This window comes from Intrasporangium sp., from assembly GCF_035688975.1.
Lineage (GTDB): Bacteria > Actinomycetota > Actinomycetes > Actinomycetales > Dermatophilaceae > CALMNV01.
The window spans coordinates 1-14,233 of the sequence record NZ_DASSMH010000030.1 but is presented as its reverse complement, the minus strand read 5'-3'; the positions used below and the strand labels follow the sequence as shown (position 1 = coordinate 14,233).

General features: G+C 72.9%; 14 protein-coding genes and 1 pseudogene. 1 reads left to right on the top strand and 14 read right to left on the bottom strand.

Annotation, left to right across the window (positions count from 1 at the left end; translation table 11 throughout):
• The 3 genes from VFJ94_RS03335 to pdxT all read right to left on the bottom strand — a co-directional run.
• Positions 1–188: crossover junction endodeoxyribonuclease RuvC (locus tag VFJ94_RS03335; RefSeq protein ID WP_325002766.1), on the bottom strand; the 188-nt coding region annotated here is incomplete at its 3' end.
• Positions 189–275: 87 nt separating this feature from the next.
• Positions 276–1,046, bottom strand: a complete 771-nt coding sequence (locus VFJ94_RS03330; protein WP_325002765.1) for a YebC/PmpR family DNA-binding transcriptional regulator — start codon at positions 1,044–1,046, stop codon at positions 276–278.
• Positions 1,047–1,056: 10 nt separating this feature from the next.
• Entirely contained in the window at positions 1,057–1,662 is a 606-nt protein-coding gene (gene pdxT / locus VFJ94_RS03325; protein ID WP_325002764.1) for a pyridoxal 5'-phosphate synthase glutaminase subunit PdxT, read from the bottom strand.
• A 251-nt stretch (positions 1,663–1,913) separates the two neighbouring features.
• On the opposite strand from pdxT, the gene kynU reads away from it, so the two are divergent.
• Positions 1,914–3,164 carry a kynureninase gene (gene kynU / locus VFJ94_RS03320; RefSeq protein ID WP_325002763.1) on the top strand — a complete coding sequence of 417 codons (1,251 nt, stop codon included), beginning with the start codon at positions 1,914–1,916 and terminating at the stop codon, positions 3,162–3,164.
• Between the two features lie 7 nt (positions 3,165–3,171).
• Here the strand turns inward: kynU and VFJ94_RS03315 are convergent, their stop codons facing one another.
• From VFJ94_RS03315 to VFJ94_RS03265, 11 genes and pseudogenes are all read right to left on the bottom strand, one after another.
• On the bottom strand, positions 3,172–4,191 hold the full coding sequence (locus VFJ94_RS03315; RefSeq protein ID WP_325002762.1) for a DUF4037 domain-containing protein: 1,020 nt from the start codon (positions 4,189–4,191) through the stop codon (positions 3,172–3,174).
• 180 nt (positions 4,192–4,371) lie between these two features.
• Positions 4,372–5,325, bottom strand: a complete 954-nt coding sequence (gene pdxS, locus VFJ94_RS03310) for a pyridoxal 5'-phosphate synthase lyase subunit PdxS (RefSeq protein WP_325002761.1) — start codon at positions 5,323–5,325, stop codon at positions 4,372–4,374.
• Between the two features lie 92 nt (positions 5,326–5,417).
• Positions 5,418–5,960, bottom strand: a complete 543-nt coding sequence (locus VFJ94_RS03305) for a hypothetical protein (RefSeq protein ID WP_325002767.1) — start codon at positions 5,958–5,960, stop codon at positions 5,418–5,420.
• 5 nt (positions 5,961–5,965) lie between these two features.
• On the bottom strand, positions 5,966–7,141 hold the full coding sequence (locus VFJ94_RS03300; RefSeq protein ID WP_325002760.1) for a glycosyltransferase family 4 protein: 1,176 nt from the start codon (positions 7,139–7,141) through the stop codon (positions 5,966–5,968).
• The gene (locus VFJ94_RS03295) at positions 7,138–8,094 is read right to left on the bottom strand and encodes a phosphatidylinositol mannoside acyltransferase (RefSeq protein WP_325002759.1); all 957 of its coding nucleotides are present in this window, start codon (positions 8,092–8,094) and stop codon (positions 7,138–7,140) included. The genes VFJ94_RS03300 and VFJ94_RS03295 overlap by 4 nt, the downstream gene beginning before the upstream one ends.
• A complete protein-coding gene (pgsA, locus tag VFJ94_RS03290; protein ID WP_325002758.1) occupies positions 8,091–8,714 on the bottom strand; it encodes a phosphatidylinositol phosphate synthase in 624 nt (207 codons plus the stop codon). Before pgsA ends, VFJ94_RS03295 begins: the two co-directional genes overlap by 4 nt.
• Before the next feature lie 19 nt (positions 8,715–8,733).
• Entirely contained in the window at positions 8,734–9,303 is a 570-nt protein-coding gene (locus VFJ94_RS03285; protein WP_325002757.1) for an HIT domain-containing protein, read from the bottom strand.
• A gap of 53 nt (positions 9,304–9,356) precedes the next feature.
• Positions 9,357–11,369 (bottom strand): threonine--tRNA ligase, encoded by a 2,013-nt coding sequence (gene thrS / locus VFJ94_RS03280; RefSeq protein ID WP_325002756.1) that lies wholly within the window; start codon positions 11,367–11,369, stop codon positions 9,357–9,359.
• Positions 11,370–11,477: 108 nt separating this feature from the next.
• Positions 11,478–12,263: a MaoC family dehydratase gene (locus VFJ94_RS03275; protein ID WP_325002755.1), complete on the bottom strand. Its 786-nt coding sequence runs from the start codon at positions 12,261–12,263 to the stop codon at positions 11,478–11,480.
• A 2-nt stretch (positions 12,264–12,265) separates the two neighbouring features.
• Positions 12,266–13,585, bottom strand: a complete 1,320-nt coding sequence (locus VFJ94_RS03270) for a 3-oxoacyl-ACP reductase (RefSeq protein ID WP_325002754.1) — start codon at positions 13,583–13,585, stop codon at positions 12,266–12,268.
• A gap of 2 nt (positions 13,586–13,587) precedes the next feature.
• Positions 13,588–14,233 (bottom strand): annotated as a pseudogene (locus VFJ94_RS03265) (acetyl-CoA C-acyltransferase); the annotation flags it as partial.

Below are 14,233 nucleotides of genomic sequence, written 5' to 3'. Positions count from 1 at the left end.
GGGTGGTAGCGCCGGACCCAGTGGTCGATGTCGGCCTGGAGCGACAGCAGCCGCTCCGGGGTCGGGAGCGTCGCCGCCGTGCGGAACACGTCGACGTCGACCATCCGCAACGGCCGTCCTGGCGTGCCCTCGACCACGCCGATGCCGCACCGGGTCAGACCCGGGTCGACCCCGAGGACGCGCACCACCCGCATACCCTCCTTGCCGGACCGAACACCTGTTCGGGCACGACGCTACCGGTGCTGGCCCGCTGAGCCGGGGAGCAACGCGCCGGGTTACTCGTCCTCGTCGAGCTCCGCGAGGACGTCGTCGGGGATGTCGCCGTTGGCGTAGACGTTCTGCACGTCGTCGCTGTCCTCGAGCGCCTCGATGACGCGGATCATCTTCCTCGCGCCGTCGAGGTCGAGCGGCACCTGCAGGTTGGGAACCCACGACGCCTCGGCCGACTCGTAGTCGATGCCGGCCTCCTGGAGCGACTGGCGGACCGCGACGAAGTCGCTCGCCTCCGAGACGATCTCGAAGGTGTCGCCGTTGTCGTTGACCTCCTCGGCACCGGCGTCGAGGACGACCTCCAGCAGGCCGTCCTCGGCGGCGTCTCCCGTCGCCTGCTTCTTGGGGACGATGACGACGCCCTTGCGGGTGAAGACGTAGGACACCGAGCCGGGGTCGGCCAGCTGACCGCCGTTGCGGGTCAGGGCCGTGCGGACCTCGGCAGCCGCGCGGTTGCGGTTGTCGGTGAGGCACTCGATGAGCACCGCGACGCCGCCCGGGGCATAGCCCTCGTAGAGAATCGTCTGCCAGTCGCTGCCGCCGGCCTCAGCACCGGAGCCGCGCTTGACGGCCCGTTCGATGTTGTCGTTGGGGACGGAGGTCTTCTTGGCCTTCTGGATCGCGTCGTAGAGCGTGGGGTTCCCGGCCGGGTCGCCGCCACCCGAGCGGGCCGCCACCTCGATGTTCTTGATGAGCTTGGCGAAGAGCTTGCCCCGCTTGGCGTCGATGGCAGCCTTCTTGTGCTTCGTGGTGGCCCATTTGGAGTGGCCGCTCATGCGGGTGTCCTCACGCTCGCGAACTGACGATCCTGACGAACTCGGCATGGACCCGGTGGTCGCCCCCGACCTCCGGGTGGAAGGACGTCGCCATGACCGGTCCCTGCCGAACCGCGACGATCCTACCCGCGGCCTCCCCGGAGGCGACCCGGGCGAGGACCTCGACGCCGTCTCCGACCTCCTCCACCCACGGCGCCCGGATGAACACGGCGTGGACCGGCGCCTCCAGGCCGGCGAAGTCCAGGTCCTCCTCGAACGAGTCCACCTGCCGCCCGAAGGCGTTGCGGCGCACCGTGATGTCGAGACCGCCGAGCGTGTGCTGGTCCGGCCGGGCGTCGAGCAGCCGGTCGGCGAGCAGGATCATGCCGGCGCACGAGCCGTAGGCCGGCATCCCCTCGGCGAGCCGGCGGCGCAGCGGCTCCTCCAGCTCGAAGGCGCGCACGAGCTTGTCCATCACCGTCGACTCCCCGCCCGGGACGACGAGCGCGTCGATCCGCTCGACCTCCTCGGGGCGCCGAACCGGCACGACGCCCATCCCGAGGTCGGTGAGCACGGCGACGTGCTCGCGCACGTCCCCTTGGACGGCGAGGACTCCGATGGTGGGTGCCGCGGGCATGGCCGGAGCGTATGCCGTGTGCTCGGCCCCGCGGAAACCAGCCCATCCGCCAGCTGATCGGCCAGCTGATCGGCCAGTTGATCGGCGGACCCGCTTCAGCTGGCAGATCAACTGGCGGCTGTGGTCGTCGGGGCAGCACCTTCTGCCAGCTGATCGGCCAGCTGATCTGCCAGCTGATCGGCCAGCTGGGCCGAGGGGCGCCGCCGACCGTGCGCACGCCGTCACCCGGTGGGCCGCGATACGTTCGGACCATGACGACGACCTCCGCCGAGGACCTGCTCGGGCTCGCCGCCGAGCTGGACGCCCACGCGCCGCTCGCCGGCACCAGGGACCGTTTTGTCCTCCCGGAGGGCATCGTCTACCTCGACGGCAACTCGCTCGGCGCGCTGCCGAAGGCCGTGCCGCCGGCCGTCGCGGACGTCGTCGAGCACCAGTGGGGGCAGCGACTCATCCGCTCGTGGAACGAGGTCGACTGGTGGGGCGCCCAGACCCGCGTGGGGGACGCCGTCGGCCGGCTCGTCGGCGCCGCGCCGGGGCAGGTCGTCGTCACCGACTCGACGTCGGTCAACCTCTTCAAGGCCATCGTCGGTGCGGCCCGGCTGCGGCCAGGACGCAGCGTGCTGCTCACCGACCCGGACTCGTTCCCCACCGACCTGTTCATGGCGCAGGCTGCCGCACGGATGGCCGGGCTCGAGGTCCGGCTCGCCACTCCGGCCGAGTCCGCCGGGGCGATCCGGGCCCTCGGGCCCTCACTGGCGGTCGCGGCCTACTCGCAGGTGGACTACCGCACGGGCGAGAAGTGGGACCTCGCCGCGCTGACGGAGGCGGCGCACGGCGTGGGTGCCCTCGCCTGCTGGGACCTGTGCCACTCGGCGGGCGCCATGGTCGTCGACCTCGACGCGTCGGGGGCCGACCTCGCCGTGGGCTGCGGCTACAAGTACCTCAACGGCGGCCCAGGCGCGCCGGCCTACCTCTACGTCGCCGCACGCCACCTCGGCGACTTCGACCAGCCACTCACCGGGTGGCAGGGACACGCGCGGCCCTTCGCGATGGAGACGACCTACGAGCCGGCGCCCGGCATCACCCGCGCCCGGGTCGGGACCCCGCCGCTGCTCTCGCTGCTCGGGCTCGAGGCGGCGCTCACGGCATACGACGGCGTCACCGCCGAGCAGCTGCGCGCCCAGTCGCTCTCGCTCACCGGCACCTTCCTGGAGGCGCTCGGCGCGCTCGGCGTCGACCTGCCGCCCGCGACGCCGCGGCAGGAGGAGCGGCGCGGCTCCCAGGTGTCGCTGCGCCACCCCGAGGCCTTCGCCGTCGTGCAGGCGCTCATCGCGCGCGGCGTCATCGGGGACTTCCGGGAGCCGGACATCGTCCGGCTCGGCTTCGCCCCGCTCTACGTCACGCACGTCGACGCGGTGACGGCGGCCACCGCCCTGCGGGACGTGCTCGCGGGCCGGAAGCACGAGCGGGACGAGTTCCGCTCCCGTGGTGCCGTGACCTGACCCGACGTCACCTGACCCGCGGGCGTCGGGACGGCTGCATGAGCACGTCGACGTTGTCGCTCCACTGCTCCACCGACCCGACACCGCGAGGCAGCGACCGGACGGCCCGGTCGGTGATGCTCGACTCGAGGGCGTCCACGACGGCAGCGCGCACCCCGCGGTAGGGCCGGTCCCAGAAGGGCTCGACCGGGTCGTCGACGGTCGGCAGCCCGACCTCGCCCTGGACCTTCGCCAGCACAACCAGTGCCTCGACCAGCCCGCCCTCGCGCTGCCGCCAGTCGTCGGCCGCCAGGGCCCGGTGGAGCGGCGCGAGCGCGGTGCTGGCGCTCGGCAGCCGGGCGAAGCTGGTGCCGAGCCACTTGGCGTAGGGCGGCCACCGGCGCTCCAGCAGGTGCCCGAGGTGCATCGCGATCCCGGCCAGCCGCGCCGCGACGATCCGCGAGCCGAGGTCGTCGCCTCGCTCCGCCGTGCGGCCGACGAAGGGCAGCTCCTGCCCGAGCCGGGCCCAGTCGGTCGCGACGACGTGCCGCCAGACGTCGTCGGGGTACCAGCCGAGCCGCTGCCGTATGCCGCCCAGCTCACCCGCGCCGTCGGCGAACACCTCGCCCGCGGTGACCTCGAGGACGGCCTGCCCCGTCAGGGAGAGCCAGTCGTCCACCGTCAGGTCGCGGGTGGGGTCGACGCCGAGCCGGGAGACGGCGAGGTCGCGGGCCGTCTGCACCTGCACCCGGTGGCGCACGACGGGGTCCCACGTCGTCGCGAACCGCGCAGGATGCCCGGCGAACGACTCCGGCAGGTGGACGGTCAGGTGCGCGTCGACGTCGTCCACGACCTCGGACGGGACGAGAAGGTTGAGGCGCAGGCCCCAGTCGTGGTCGCGCGACGTCGCGTCGTCGAGGCCGAGCACGTCGGACCCGCTCCCGAGGCGGGCGGCGGCATACGGGAGCCCCGGCCAGCGAGCCTCGACGGCAGGACGCACGACGTGCTCGAAGTAGGACCTGGACAGCTCCACACCGGACGGGCTCACGCCCCCGATCGTGCCAGTCACCCTCCTGCGCAACACACCGAGAACAAAGCCGACGCACCGGGACCGGATGCCGGTGCCTCGTGACTTTCTCGGTGTGTTGCCGGGGGCGGAGAGCACGGATGCCGCCGCGCCTGGTGTGGCACGACGGCATCCGTCAGCGGGTGGCGGGGTGGCCGGAGGTCACCAGCCGCGCTCGGCGAGCCGGTGCGGCTGGGGCACGTCCTCGACGTTGATGCCGACCATGGCCTCGCCGAGCCCGCGGGAGACCTTGGCGATGACGTCGGGGTCGTCGTAGAACGTCGTCGCCTTGACGATGGCGGCCGCCCGCTGCGCGGGGTTGCCGGACTTGAAGATGCCCGACCCGACGAAGACGCCCTCGGCGCCGAGCTGCATCATCATGGCGGCGTCCGCCGGCGTGGCGATCCCCCCGGCGGTGAAGAGCACGACGGGCAGCTTGCCGGCGCGGGCCACCTCGGCGACGAGGTCGTAGGGCGCCTGCAGCTCCTTGGCGGCGACGTAGAGCTCGTCCTCGGGCAGGTTCTGCAGGCGGCGGATCTCGCCCCGGATCGCCCGCATGTGCGTCGTCGCGTTGGAGACGTCGCCGGTGCCGGCCTCGCCCTTGGAGCGGATCATGGCCGCGCCCTCGGTGATCCGGCGCAGCGCCTCGCCGAGGTTGGTCGCGCCGCAGACGAAGGGCACGGTGAAGGCCCACTTGTCGATGTGGTTGGCGTAGTCGGCCGGGGTGAGCACCTCGGACTCGTCGACGTAGTCGACGCCGAGGCTCTGCAGCACCTGCGCCTCGACGAAGTGCCCGATCCGGGCCTTGGCCATGACCGGGATGGAGACGGCCTCGATGATGCCGTCGATCATGTCGGGGTCGCTCATCCGCGACACGCCGCCCTGCGCGCGGATGTCGGCGGGGACCCGCTCGAGGGCCATGACGGCGACGGCGCCGGCGTCCTCGGCGATCTTGGCCTGCTCGGGGGTGACGACGTCCATGATGACGCCGCCCTTGAGCATCTCGGCCATCCCGCGCTTGACGCGGGTCGTGCCGGTGGTGGCTCCGGTGGCGGTGCGGCCGGCGGAGTCGGGAGGAGCGGCGGAGGTGGTGTCCGGCGTCTCGGCTGTGCTCACGGTGTCCTGCTTTCTCGGTTCTGCGGTGTCTCAAGCGTAGAGCCGGGGAGAGCCGGCGAGCGAACCGCCCCGACACGGGTGCCTGGGCGGGCTCACACCCCGAGGTGGTCGGGGCACTCGTCGTTGAACTCGACGGTGACCGGCACGGGCGTGTGACCGGCGAGGTGGAAGGCGCGCACCACCCACTTGCGGCGCACCCGGCGCACGTCGGTGACGGCGTCGTTGTGGAACCGCCGGGCCAGCTGGACCCGGGTGCAGGCGGAGGCGAGGCGGGCGAGGTACTCCTCGCCGAGGGGGCCGCTTCGGTGCAGGCTCGCCGCCACCTCGTCGGTGAGGGAGACGTCGAGCGCCTCCGTGAGGTCGCTCTCGACGAGCTCGCGCTGCTCCCCCGCTTCATGCGGCGCCTCGAGCGACTGGGCGGCCGCGTCGGCGAGGATGAGCGCCGTGGCGCCGTCGAGCAGGCCGCTGTTGGCCAGCTCGACCGACGCCTCGGCGCGCCGCACCAGCTGGGCGTCGAGGGCCGCGAGCGTGCCGCTCAGCCGGACGTGCAGCCGGTCCAGGCGTGCCGCGGAGTAGCTGAGGTACCACGCGACGAGGACGAGGACGAAGAGGACGGCGAAGCCCCAGGAGACCATGTCGCTCACCGGCCGACGCCGCCGCGCAGGAAGCGGTTCCAGGCGGTCTGCGGCGTCGCCCGAGCGGCGAGCCGCCCCTCGATGACGGTCTCGTAGACGGCGAGGATCCGGCCCCCGACGACGGACCAGTCGAAGAGCCGGGCGCGACCGGCGCCGACCTCCGAGAGCTCGCGGCGTCCGGCCGGGTCCCGGAGCAGCTCGACGAGGACCCGGGCGAGGTCGGCGGGGTCCTCGTTGCGGAAGAGGCGCCCGGCGGCGCCGCCGTCGAGGACCCGCGAGAACGCCGCGATGTCGCTCGCGAGCACGCAGGCCCCGGCGGACATCGCCTCGATGAGGATGATCCCGAAGCTCTCGCCGCCGGTGTTGGGCGCGACGTAGACGTCGGCGGAGGCGAGGAGCGAGGCCTTGTCCTCGTCGGAGACGGCGCCGAGGAACTCGCACGCGGCCGCCACGCCCGGCGGCATCCCGGCTCGGACCGCGTCCGGGTCACCCGGGCCCGCCACGAGCACCCGCAGGCCGGGCAGCACCCTGAGCACGTCGGGGAGCGCTGCCGCGAGGACCGGCAGGCCCTTGCGCGGCTCCCCCATCCGGCCGAGGAAGGCGATCGTCGGACGGTCCGCGGTGCCGACCCACTCCGGGCGCCGCGGGGCGCGGGCGAACCGGTCGACGTAGACGCCGTTGGGGATGACCACGGCGTCGCCCCCGATGTGGGTGGTCACCGTGCGTCGGGCGTCCTCGCTCACGGCGATGCGGCCGGCGATCTTCTCCAGGCTCGGGCGCACGAGGGGGTATGCCGTCTGCATCGTGCGCGAGCGCAGCATCGAGGTGTGGAAGGTGGCGACGATGGGTCCGTCGGCCGCGAAGAGGGCGAGCACGCTGATGCTCGGGGTGACCGGCTCGTGCAGGTGCAGGACGTCGAAGTCGCCGGCGTCCAGCCAGCGGCCCACCTTGGCGGCCGAGACGGGGCCGAAGTTGAGCCGGGCGACGGACCCGTTGTAGCGGACCGGCGTCGCCCGCCCGGCCGACACGACGTAGTCGGGCAGCCTGGTGTCGCTGTCGGCGGGCGCGAGGACGGACACCTCGTGGCCCTGCCCGACGAGGTGCTCGGCCAGGTCGCGCACGTGGAACTGGACGCCGCCCGGGACGTCGAAGGAGTAGGGGCAGACGATCCCGACCCTCACACGCCGCTCCGGACGGGGTCGAGGTCCTCGCCGAAGACCCGCTGCAGCATGTGCCAGCTCGAGGTGTGGGCGCGGATCGTGCCGGCGAGGTGGTCGGCGCACTGCTGGGTGAGGTCGGCGACCTTGTCGGCGGTGCGGCCGTCGACGCGCGGGGCCAGGGCGGGTCCCATGTCGATGACGGTCCGGTAGCCGCCGAGCCCGGTCCCCCGGGGCGCCGGCTCGTAGTGCACCGACGCGGCATACAGGGGTGCGCCGGTGAGGAGGGAGAGCACGGCCGGGCCCTTCGCCATCCGCGCCCGGTGCCCGAGGAGGTCCACCTCGACGCCGTTGCTCGTGAGGTCGCGGTCGCTCGCGAGCGCGATGATCCGCCCGCCCCGCCGCGCCGCCCGCACGAGCCCGGCGAAGGGGTCGTCGCCGCCGGTCAGCGGGATGATGTCCATGTCGATGCTCTCTCGGAAGGCGACGAACTCCTGGAAGACGGCCTCCGGCCTGAGCCGCTCGGCCACGGTGGTGACGGGCGCGAGGTTGGTCGCCGACCACGCCGCGGCGAGGTCGAAGTTGCCGAGGTGCCCGACGAAGGCGATGGCCGCGCCGCCGGCGGCGCACACCCGCGCGGGCTCCTCGGTGCCGGACGCCCGCACCGCGTCGTCGATCTGCTCGGACCGCAGGCTCGGCAGCCGGAAGGCCTCGCAGTAGTAGCGCATGTAGGACCGCATCCCGGCGTGGACGAGCTCGTCGAGCTCGGCGGGGCCGAGCTCCGGCCGGACCCGGGCGTAGTTGGCCCGCAGCCGTTCGACCCCCTTGCCGCGACGCGCGAACGCGAGGTCGGCGATGCGGTCGAAGAGGCGGTATGCCGCGCGCTCGGGCATCGTGCGCACGGCGGACCAGCCGAGGCGGAAGCCGAGCACGCTCACGGTCTCGGTGGTGCGCTCGACCAGGGAGGCCGCGCTCAACGGGCCACCTCTCCGGCCGCGAGCGCCTGGCGTCGCACGGTGAGCATCCGTTGCAGGACGGTGACGAGGCTGGCGACGGCGAGCAGCGCGAGCACGACTCCGAGCAGGAGCGTCGAGTCGAGCAGGTCGGCGAAGAAGGCCGTCACGAGCACGGCGACGAGGCGGTCGGCGCGCTCGGCGATGCCGACGTCGGCGGTGAAGCCGAGGCCCTCGGCGCGGGCCTTGGCGTAGGAGACCACGCTGCCGAGGATGAGGCAGGCGAGGGCGAGGCCCGCGAGGAGCCGGTTGTCCCCGGGGCCCGCGTAGTAGAGGACGAGGCCACCGAAGATCGCCGCGTCACCGACGCGGTCGAGCGTCGAGTCGAGGTAGGCGCCCCACTTGTTGGACCGCCCCGACGAGCGGGCCATGATGCCGTCGACGGTGTCGGAGAAGACGAAGGCGGTGATGACGAGGACGCCGACCCACAGCTGGCCCCGGGGGAAGAAGGCGAGCGCGCCGACGCACACGCCGAGGGTTCCCACGACCGTGACGACGTCCGGGCTGACGCCGAGGCGCAGCAGCAGGGAGGCGATCGGGCCAAGGAGCTTGGTCATCGTCGCCCGGAGCAGTCGATTGAGCATGGTGCGTCCAGCCTACTGATCAGCCGGCCGGCCAGTTGTCGACGAGCAGGCGCCGCGTGTCCTCGAGCAGCACGGGCAGCGCCTTGGTCTGCCCGACGATGGGCAGGAAGTTGGAGTCGCCGGACCAGCGCGGCACCACGTGCTGGTGCAGGTGGGCCGCCACCCCGGCGCCGGCGACGGCGCCCTGGTTCATGCCGAGGTTGAAGCCGTGCGGCTCCGACGCGGCCTGCAGGGCTCGGATGGCCGCCTTGGTCAGCAGGGTGAACTCCTGCGTCTCCTCGTCGTCGAGCTCGATGTAGAGCGACACGTGGCGATAGGGGCACACGAGGACGTGGCCGGGGTTGTAGGGGAAGAGGTTCATCACGACGTAGCAGCGCTCGCCCCGGTGCACGACGAGGCCCTCGGCGTCCGGCTTGCCGGGGGCCGAGCAGAACGGGCAGCCGTTGCCCGCCTCGCTGGTCGGCTTCTCGCCGGAGATGTAGGCCATCCGGTGGGGGGTCCACAGCCGCTCGAACCCGTCCTCGACCCGGGCGAAGTCGTGCTCGCTCTGCCGTCGGACGGGGTCGCCGTCGCCCCCGTGCTCGCTCATGCCCGCGATCCTATGGCGGGCGGCATACGCCGACCGTGCCCGGTCGGGGCCCGTCAAACCTGGGCCCGCGTCTCGATGGCCTCGACGACCCGGGTGATGGCCTCCTCGACGGGCACCCCGTTGTGCTGCGAGCCGTCGCGGAACCGGAAGGACACGGCGCCCGCCGCGCGGTCCTCCTCGCCCGCGATGAGCACGAACGGCACCTTGGACCTGCTCGCGTTGCGGATCTTCTTGGGGAAGCGGTCGTCGCTCGCGTCGAGCTCGACCCGCACCCCCCGGGCGCGCATCCGCTCGAGGACGTCACCGAGGTAGCCGGCATACTCCTCCGCGACCGGCACCCCGAGGACCTGGACCGGCGAGAGCCACACGGGGAAGGCGCCGGCGTAGTGCTCGACGAGCACGCCGAGGAAGCGCTCGATCGAGCCGAACTTGGCCGAGTGAATCATGACCGGCTGCTGGCGGGAGCCGTCGGCGGCCTGGTACTCCAGCCCGAAGCGGGCGGGCTGGTTGAAGTCGTACTGGATCGTCGACATCTGCCAGGTGCGGCCGATCGCGTCGCGGGCCTGGACGGAGATCTTCGGCCCGTAGAACGCGGCGCCGCCCGGGTCGGGCACGAGCTCGAGCCCGGATGCCGTGGCGACCTCCTCGAGGACCTTGGTCGCGGCCTCCCACTGCTCGTCGCTGCCGATGAACTTCGCCGACTTCTCCCCCTCGGTGTCGCGCGTCGACAGCTCGAGGTAGAAGTCGTCGAGCCCGAAGTCTTTGAGAAGGCCGAGGACGAAGTCGAGCAGGTGCCTGATCTCGGCCGGCGCCTGCTCGGCCGTGACGTAGGAGTGCGAGTCGTCCTGCGTCATGCCCCGCACGCGGGTCAGACCGTGCACGACCCCGGACTTCTCGTAGCGGTAGACCCCGCCGAACTCGAAGAGGCGCAGCGGCAGCTCGCGGTAGGACCGGCCCCGGGACTGGTAGATGAGGTTGTGCATGGGGCAGCTCATCGCCTTGAGCTGGTACTTGGCGCCCTCGAGGTCCATCGGGGGGTACATGGTGTCCGCGTAGTACGGGAGGTGCCCCGAGGTGTGGAAGAGCCCCTCCTTGGAGATGTGCGGGGTCCCGACGTAGGAGAAGCCCTCCTCGACGTGCCGACGGCGGACGTAGTCCTCCATCTCGCGCTTGATGACGCCGCCCTTGGGGTGGAAGACGACGAGTCCGGATCCCAGCTCGTCGGGGAAGCTGTAGAGGTCGAGCTCGGTGCCGAGGCGGCGATGGTCGCGGCGCTCGGCCTCTGCGAGCCGGTCGAGATACGCCTTGAGCTCGTCCTTGGTGGGCCAGGCGGTGCCGTAGATCCGCTGGAGCTGGGGGTTCTTCTCGGAGCCGCGCCAGTATGCCGCCGCGGGCCGCATGAGCCTGAAGGCGTTGCCGATGAGCTTGGTGCTCGGCAGGTGCGGGCCGCGGCACAGGTCGCCCCAGGCCCGGCTGCCGTCACGCCGCAGGTTGTCGTAGATGGTCAGCTCGCCGGCACCGACCTCGACGTCCGCGCCCTCGGCGGCCTCGCCGGCCGCTTCACCGGACGCGCCCTTGAGGCCGACGAGCTCGCACTTGTAGGGCTCGTCGGCGAGCTCGGTGAGCGCCTCCTCCTCGGTGACGACCCTCCGGGCGAAGGTCTGGCCCTCGTTGATGATCCGCTGCATGGCCTTCTCGAGGGCCTTGAGGTCGTCGGGGTGGAAGGGGGTCTCGACGTCGAAGTCGTAGTAGAACCCGTCCCGGATCGGTGGGCCGATGCCGAGCTTGGCGTCGGGGTTGACCTGCTGGACGGCCTGTGCGAGCACGTGTGCGGTCGAGTGGCGCAGCACGGCGAGCCCGTCCGGTGAGTCGACCGAGACCGGCTCGACGACGTCCCCGTCGGCGACGACGTGGGAGAGGTCGCGCAGCTCGCCGTTGACGCGGGCCACGACGATGTCCCGCCCTCCGGCGCCGGCCTGCTCGAGCAGCTCACCGGCCGTCGTCTGCGCCGAGACCGATCGCTCGCTCCCGGCGACGGTGACGGTGACGGTGATCTCAGCAGACACGGTGCGTGCTCCTCTGCGGTGGTGACCCCCCGAGGCGGGCGGGTCGCGAATGGGTGCCGCCGGGTGCGGCTCGGCAAGCGTATCGACCGGCCGTGCGGGCCGGCCGGGTCACCACGTGTTCTCGACGACGGCGTGCCGCGCGCTGCCCCGCTCGGCCTCCACCACCGACAGCGTGCGCCCGGGTGCGAAGGCGGTCCGCAGGCGCACGGACGAAGGCAGCGGGACCGGTCTGCGAAACCACACCGTGCTCGTGAGGCCCTCGGCCGGCAGGCGGGGGGCGAGGTCGGCGAGCACCCGGGCGTAGGTGTACATGCCGTGGGCGATGGCCGACGGGAAGCCGAACGCGCGCGCTCCGAGCGGGTGCACGTGGATCGGGTTCCAGTCACCGGACACGGCGGCATACGCCCGGCCGGTCCCCTGGCCCAGCCGCCATCGGGGGCCGGCGGGCGGGGCGTCGGGTGGGGGCTCCGGAGAGTCGTCGGCGGGCACGTCGGGGTGCTCGGGCCCCCGGGCGAGGTAGGTGCTGACACCGCGCCAGGCCACCTCGCCCCCGGTGCTCACCTCCGAGACGAGGTCGACCTGGGTGCCCCGGCGGTGCGGCCGCAGGTCGCGCGCGTGCACCGCCACGTCGAGGGGGTCCTGCAGCCGCAGCGCTCTCGTGACGGTGATGGAGCCCCTGACGTGGAGGGCACCGAGCACCGGGAGCGGGAAGTCGCGTTGGGCCAGGAGGCGAAGCTGCAGCGGGAAGGCGAGCAGGTGGGGGTAGGGCATGGGCAGCTCGTCCCGGACCGGGAAGCCGCAGAGCCGGGAGTATCGCGCGACGTGCCCCGCGTCGACGTGGACGTCGTGACGCTCGGCCCGCCTGTCCGGCAACGTGGTGCTGCTGCGGGTCATGGTCAGGCTCCGAGCAGGCTCTGGCCGCACACGCGCACGACCTGGCCGGTGACGGCAGCCGCGCCCGGCTGGCTCAGCCAGGCGACCGTCTCGGCCACGTCACGGGGCCGGCCCGCCTGCTGGAGTGAGTTCATGCGCCGCCCGATCTCCCTCGTGGCCAAGGGGATCCGAGCCGTCATGTCAGTCTGGATGAAGCCGGGGGCGACCGCGTTGACCGTGATGCCGCGGGCCCGCACCTGTGGCGCCAGGGCCTCGACGAGACCGATGACGCCCGCCTTGCTCAGGGCGTAGTTGGTCTGGCCCCGGTTGCCTGCGATGCCGGAGACCGACGCGAGGCAGACGATGCGGCCGTCGTCACGGATCCCGCCCGGCCCGAGGACCGCGTCGTTCATGCGAAGGATCGAGCGCAGGTTGACGTCCAGCACACTGCGCCAACGCGATTCGTCGAGGTTGACGAAGAGCCTGTCGCGGGTGATCCCGGCGTTGTGCACGACGATGTCGAGCGAGCCGTGCCGCGAGGTGGCGTGCTCGACGAGCGTGCGCCCGGCGTTGGAGGCGGTGACGTCGAGCTGGAGCGCCGTGCCGCGCACGTCGTTGGCGACGCGGGCGAGCGACTCCCCCGCGGCCGGGACGTCGACGGCGACCACGGTCGCCCCGTCCCGGGCGAGCACCGCGGCGATCTCGGCGCCGATCCCGCGAGCGGCCCCGGTGACGACGGCCACCTTGCCGGCGAGCGGGACCGACGGGTCGGGAACGGCGACCGCGGCCGCCGCGCCCACGCGCAGCACCTGGCCGTCGACGTAGGCCGAGCGCCCGGACAGGAGGAACTCCGTGGCGGACCGCACGCCGTCGTGGGCCTCCCCCTGGGCGACGACGAGGTTGGCCGTGGCGCCGGCGCGAAGCTCCTTGCCGAGCGAGCGCAGGAACCCCTCGAGGGCGCGCTGGGTGGCGGCGGCCGCAACCTCCGTCAGGGTGGCCGGCTCCGTGCCGACGAGCACGACCCGCCCGTTGGGCAGCAGCCGCCGGACCGCTGGTGCCCCCACCGCGCGGAGCACGTCGAGCTCGCTCGGCTCCGTCGCGCCGGAGACGTCGAGCACCACTGCGCCGACGGGCTGATCGTCGCCCGAGGTGGTGACCCGGGGCACCCCGTGCGCGTCGAGGAGGCGCTCCACGGAGGCGGCGAACCGGCCACCCCCGGCGACGAGCACCGGGCCGTCGCACAGCGGCCCGCCCGGCTCGTAGCGGCGGAGCGGGGCCGGCTGTGGCACGCCGACGCGCCTCGCCAGCCGCGACGAGAGCACGGTCGTGACGATGTCGGTCATGGTCAGGCCTCCACGATCGCGACGACACCCTGGCCGCCGGCGGCGCAGATCGAGATGAGCCCGCGCCCACCGCCGTGCTCCTTGAGCAGCTTGGCCAGGGTGGCGAGGATGCGGCCTCCCGTGGCGGCGAACGGGTGCCCCGTTGCCAGGGACGAGCCGGCGACGTTGACCCGACTGCGGTCGATGTCGCCCAGCGGGCTGCTGCGGCCGAGGCGGTCCCGGCAGAACGCCTCGTCCTGCCACGCCTTGAGCGTCGCGAGCACCGTTGCGGCGAAGGCCTCGTGGATCTCATAGAAGTCGAAGTCCTGCAACGACAGGCCATTTCGCGCGAGGAGGCGGGGCACGGCATACGCGGGAGCCATGAGCAGGCCCTCGTCGCCGTGGACGTAGTCGACCGCTGCGGTCTCCGCGTCGATGAGGAAGGCCAGCGGGGTCAGGCGGTGCTCTGCCGCCCACTCCTCGCTGGAGAGGAGCACCGAGGACGCGCCGTCGGTCAGCGGGGTGGAGTTGCCCGCGGTCAGCGTCGCGCCCGCGCCCGTGCCGAAGACGGGCCGCAGGGCGGCGAGCTTGTCGACCGTGGAGTCCGGGCGGAGGTTGTTGTCGCGGGTGAGGCCGAGGAAGGGCGTGACGAGGTCGTCGAAGAAGCCG

Bases quoted from the DNA above. Each gene is read 5' to 3' on its own strand.
- VFJ94_RS03330 (WP_325002765.1), bottom strand. From the start codon at position 1,046: ATGAGCGGCCACTCCAAATGGGCCACCACGAAGCACAAGAAGGCTGCC.
- pdxT (WP_325002764.1), bottom strand. From the start codon at position 1,662: ATGCCCGCGGCACCCACCATCGGAGTCCTCGCCGTCCAAGGGGACGTG.
- kynU (WP_325002763.1), top strand. From the start codon at position 1,914: ATGACGACGACCTCCGCCGAGGACCTGCTCGGGCTCGCCGCCGAGCTG.
- VFJ94_RS03305 (WP_325002767.1), bottom strand. From the start codon at position 5,960: ATGGTCTCCTGGGGCTTCGCCGTCCTCTTCGTCCTCGTCCTCGTCGCG.
- pgsA (WP_325002758.1), bottom strand. From the start codon at position 8,714: ATGCTCAATCGACTGCTCCGGGCGACGATGACCAAGCTCCTTGGCCCG.
- VFJ94_RS03285 (WP_325002757.1), bottom strand. From the start codon at position 9,303: ATGAGCGAGCACGGGGGCGACGGCGACCCCGTCCGACGGCAGAGCGAG.
- VFJ94_RS03275 (WP_325002755.1), bottom strand. From the start codon at position 12,263: ATGACCCGCAGCAGCACCACGTTGCCGGACAGGCGGGCCGAGCGTCAC.
- VFJ94_RS03270 (WP_325002754.1), bottom strand. From the start codon at position 13,585: ATGACCGACATCGTCACGACCGTGCTCTCGTCGCGGCTGGCGAGGCGC.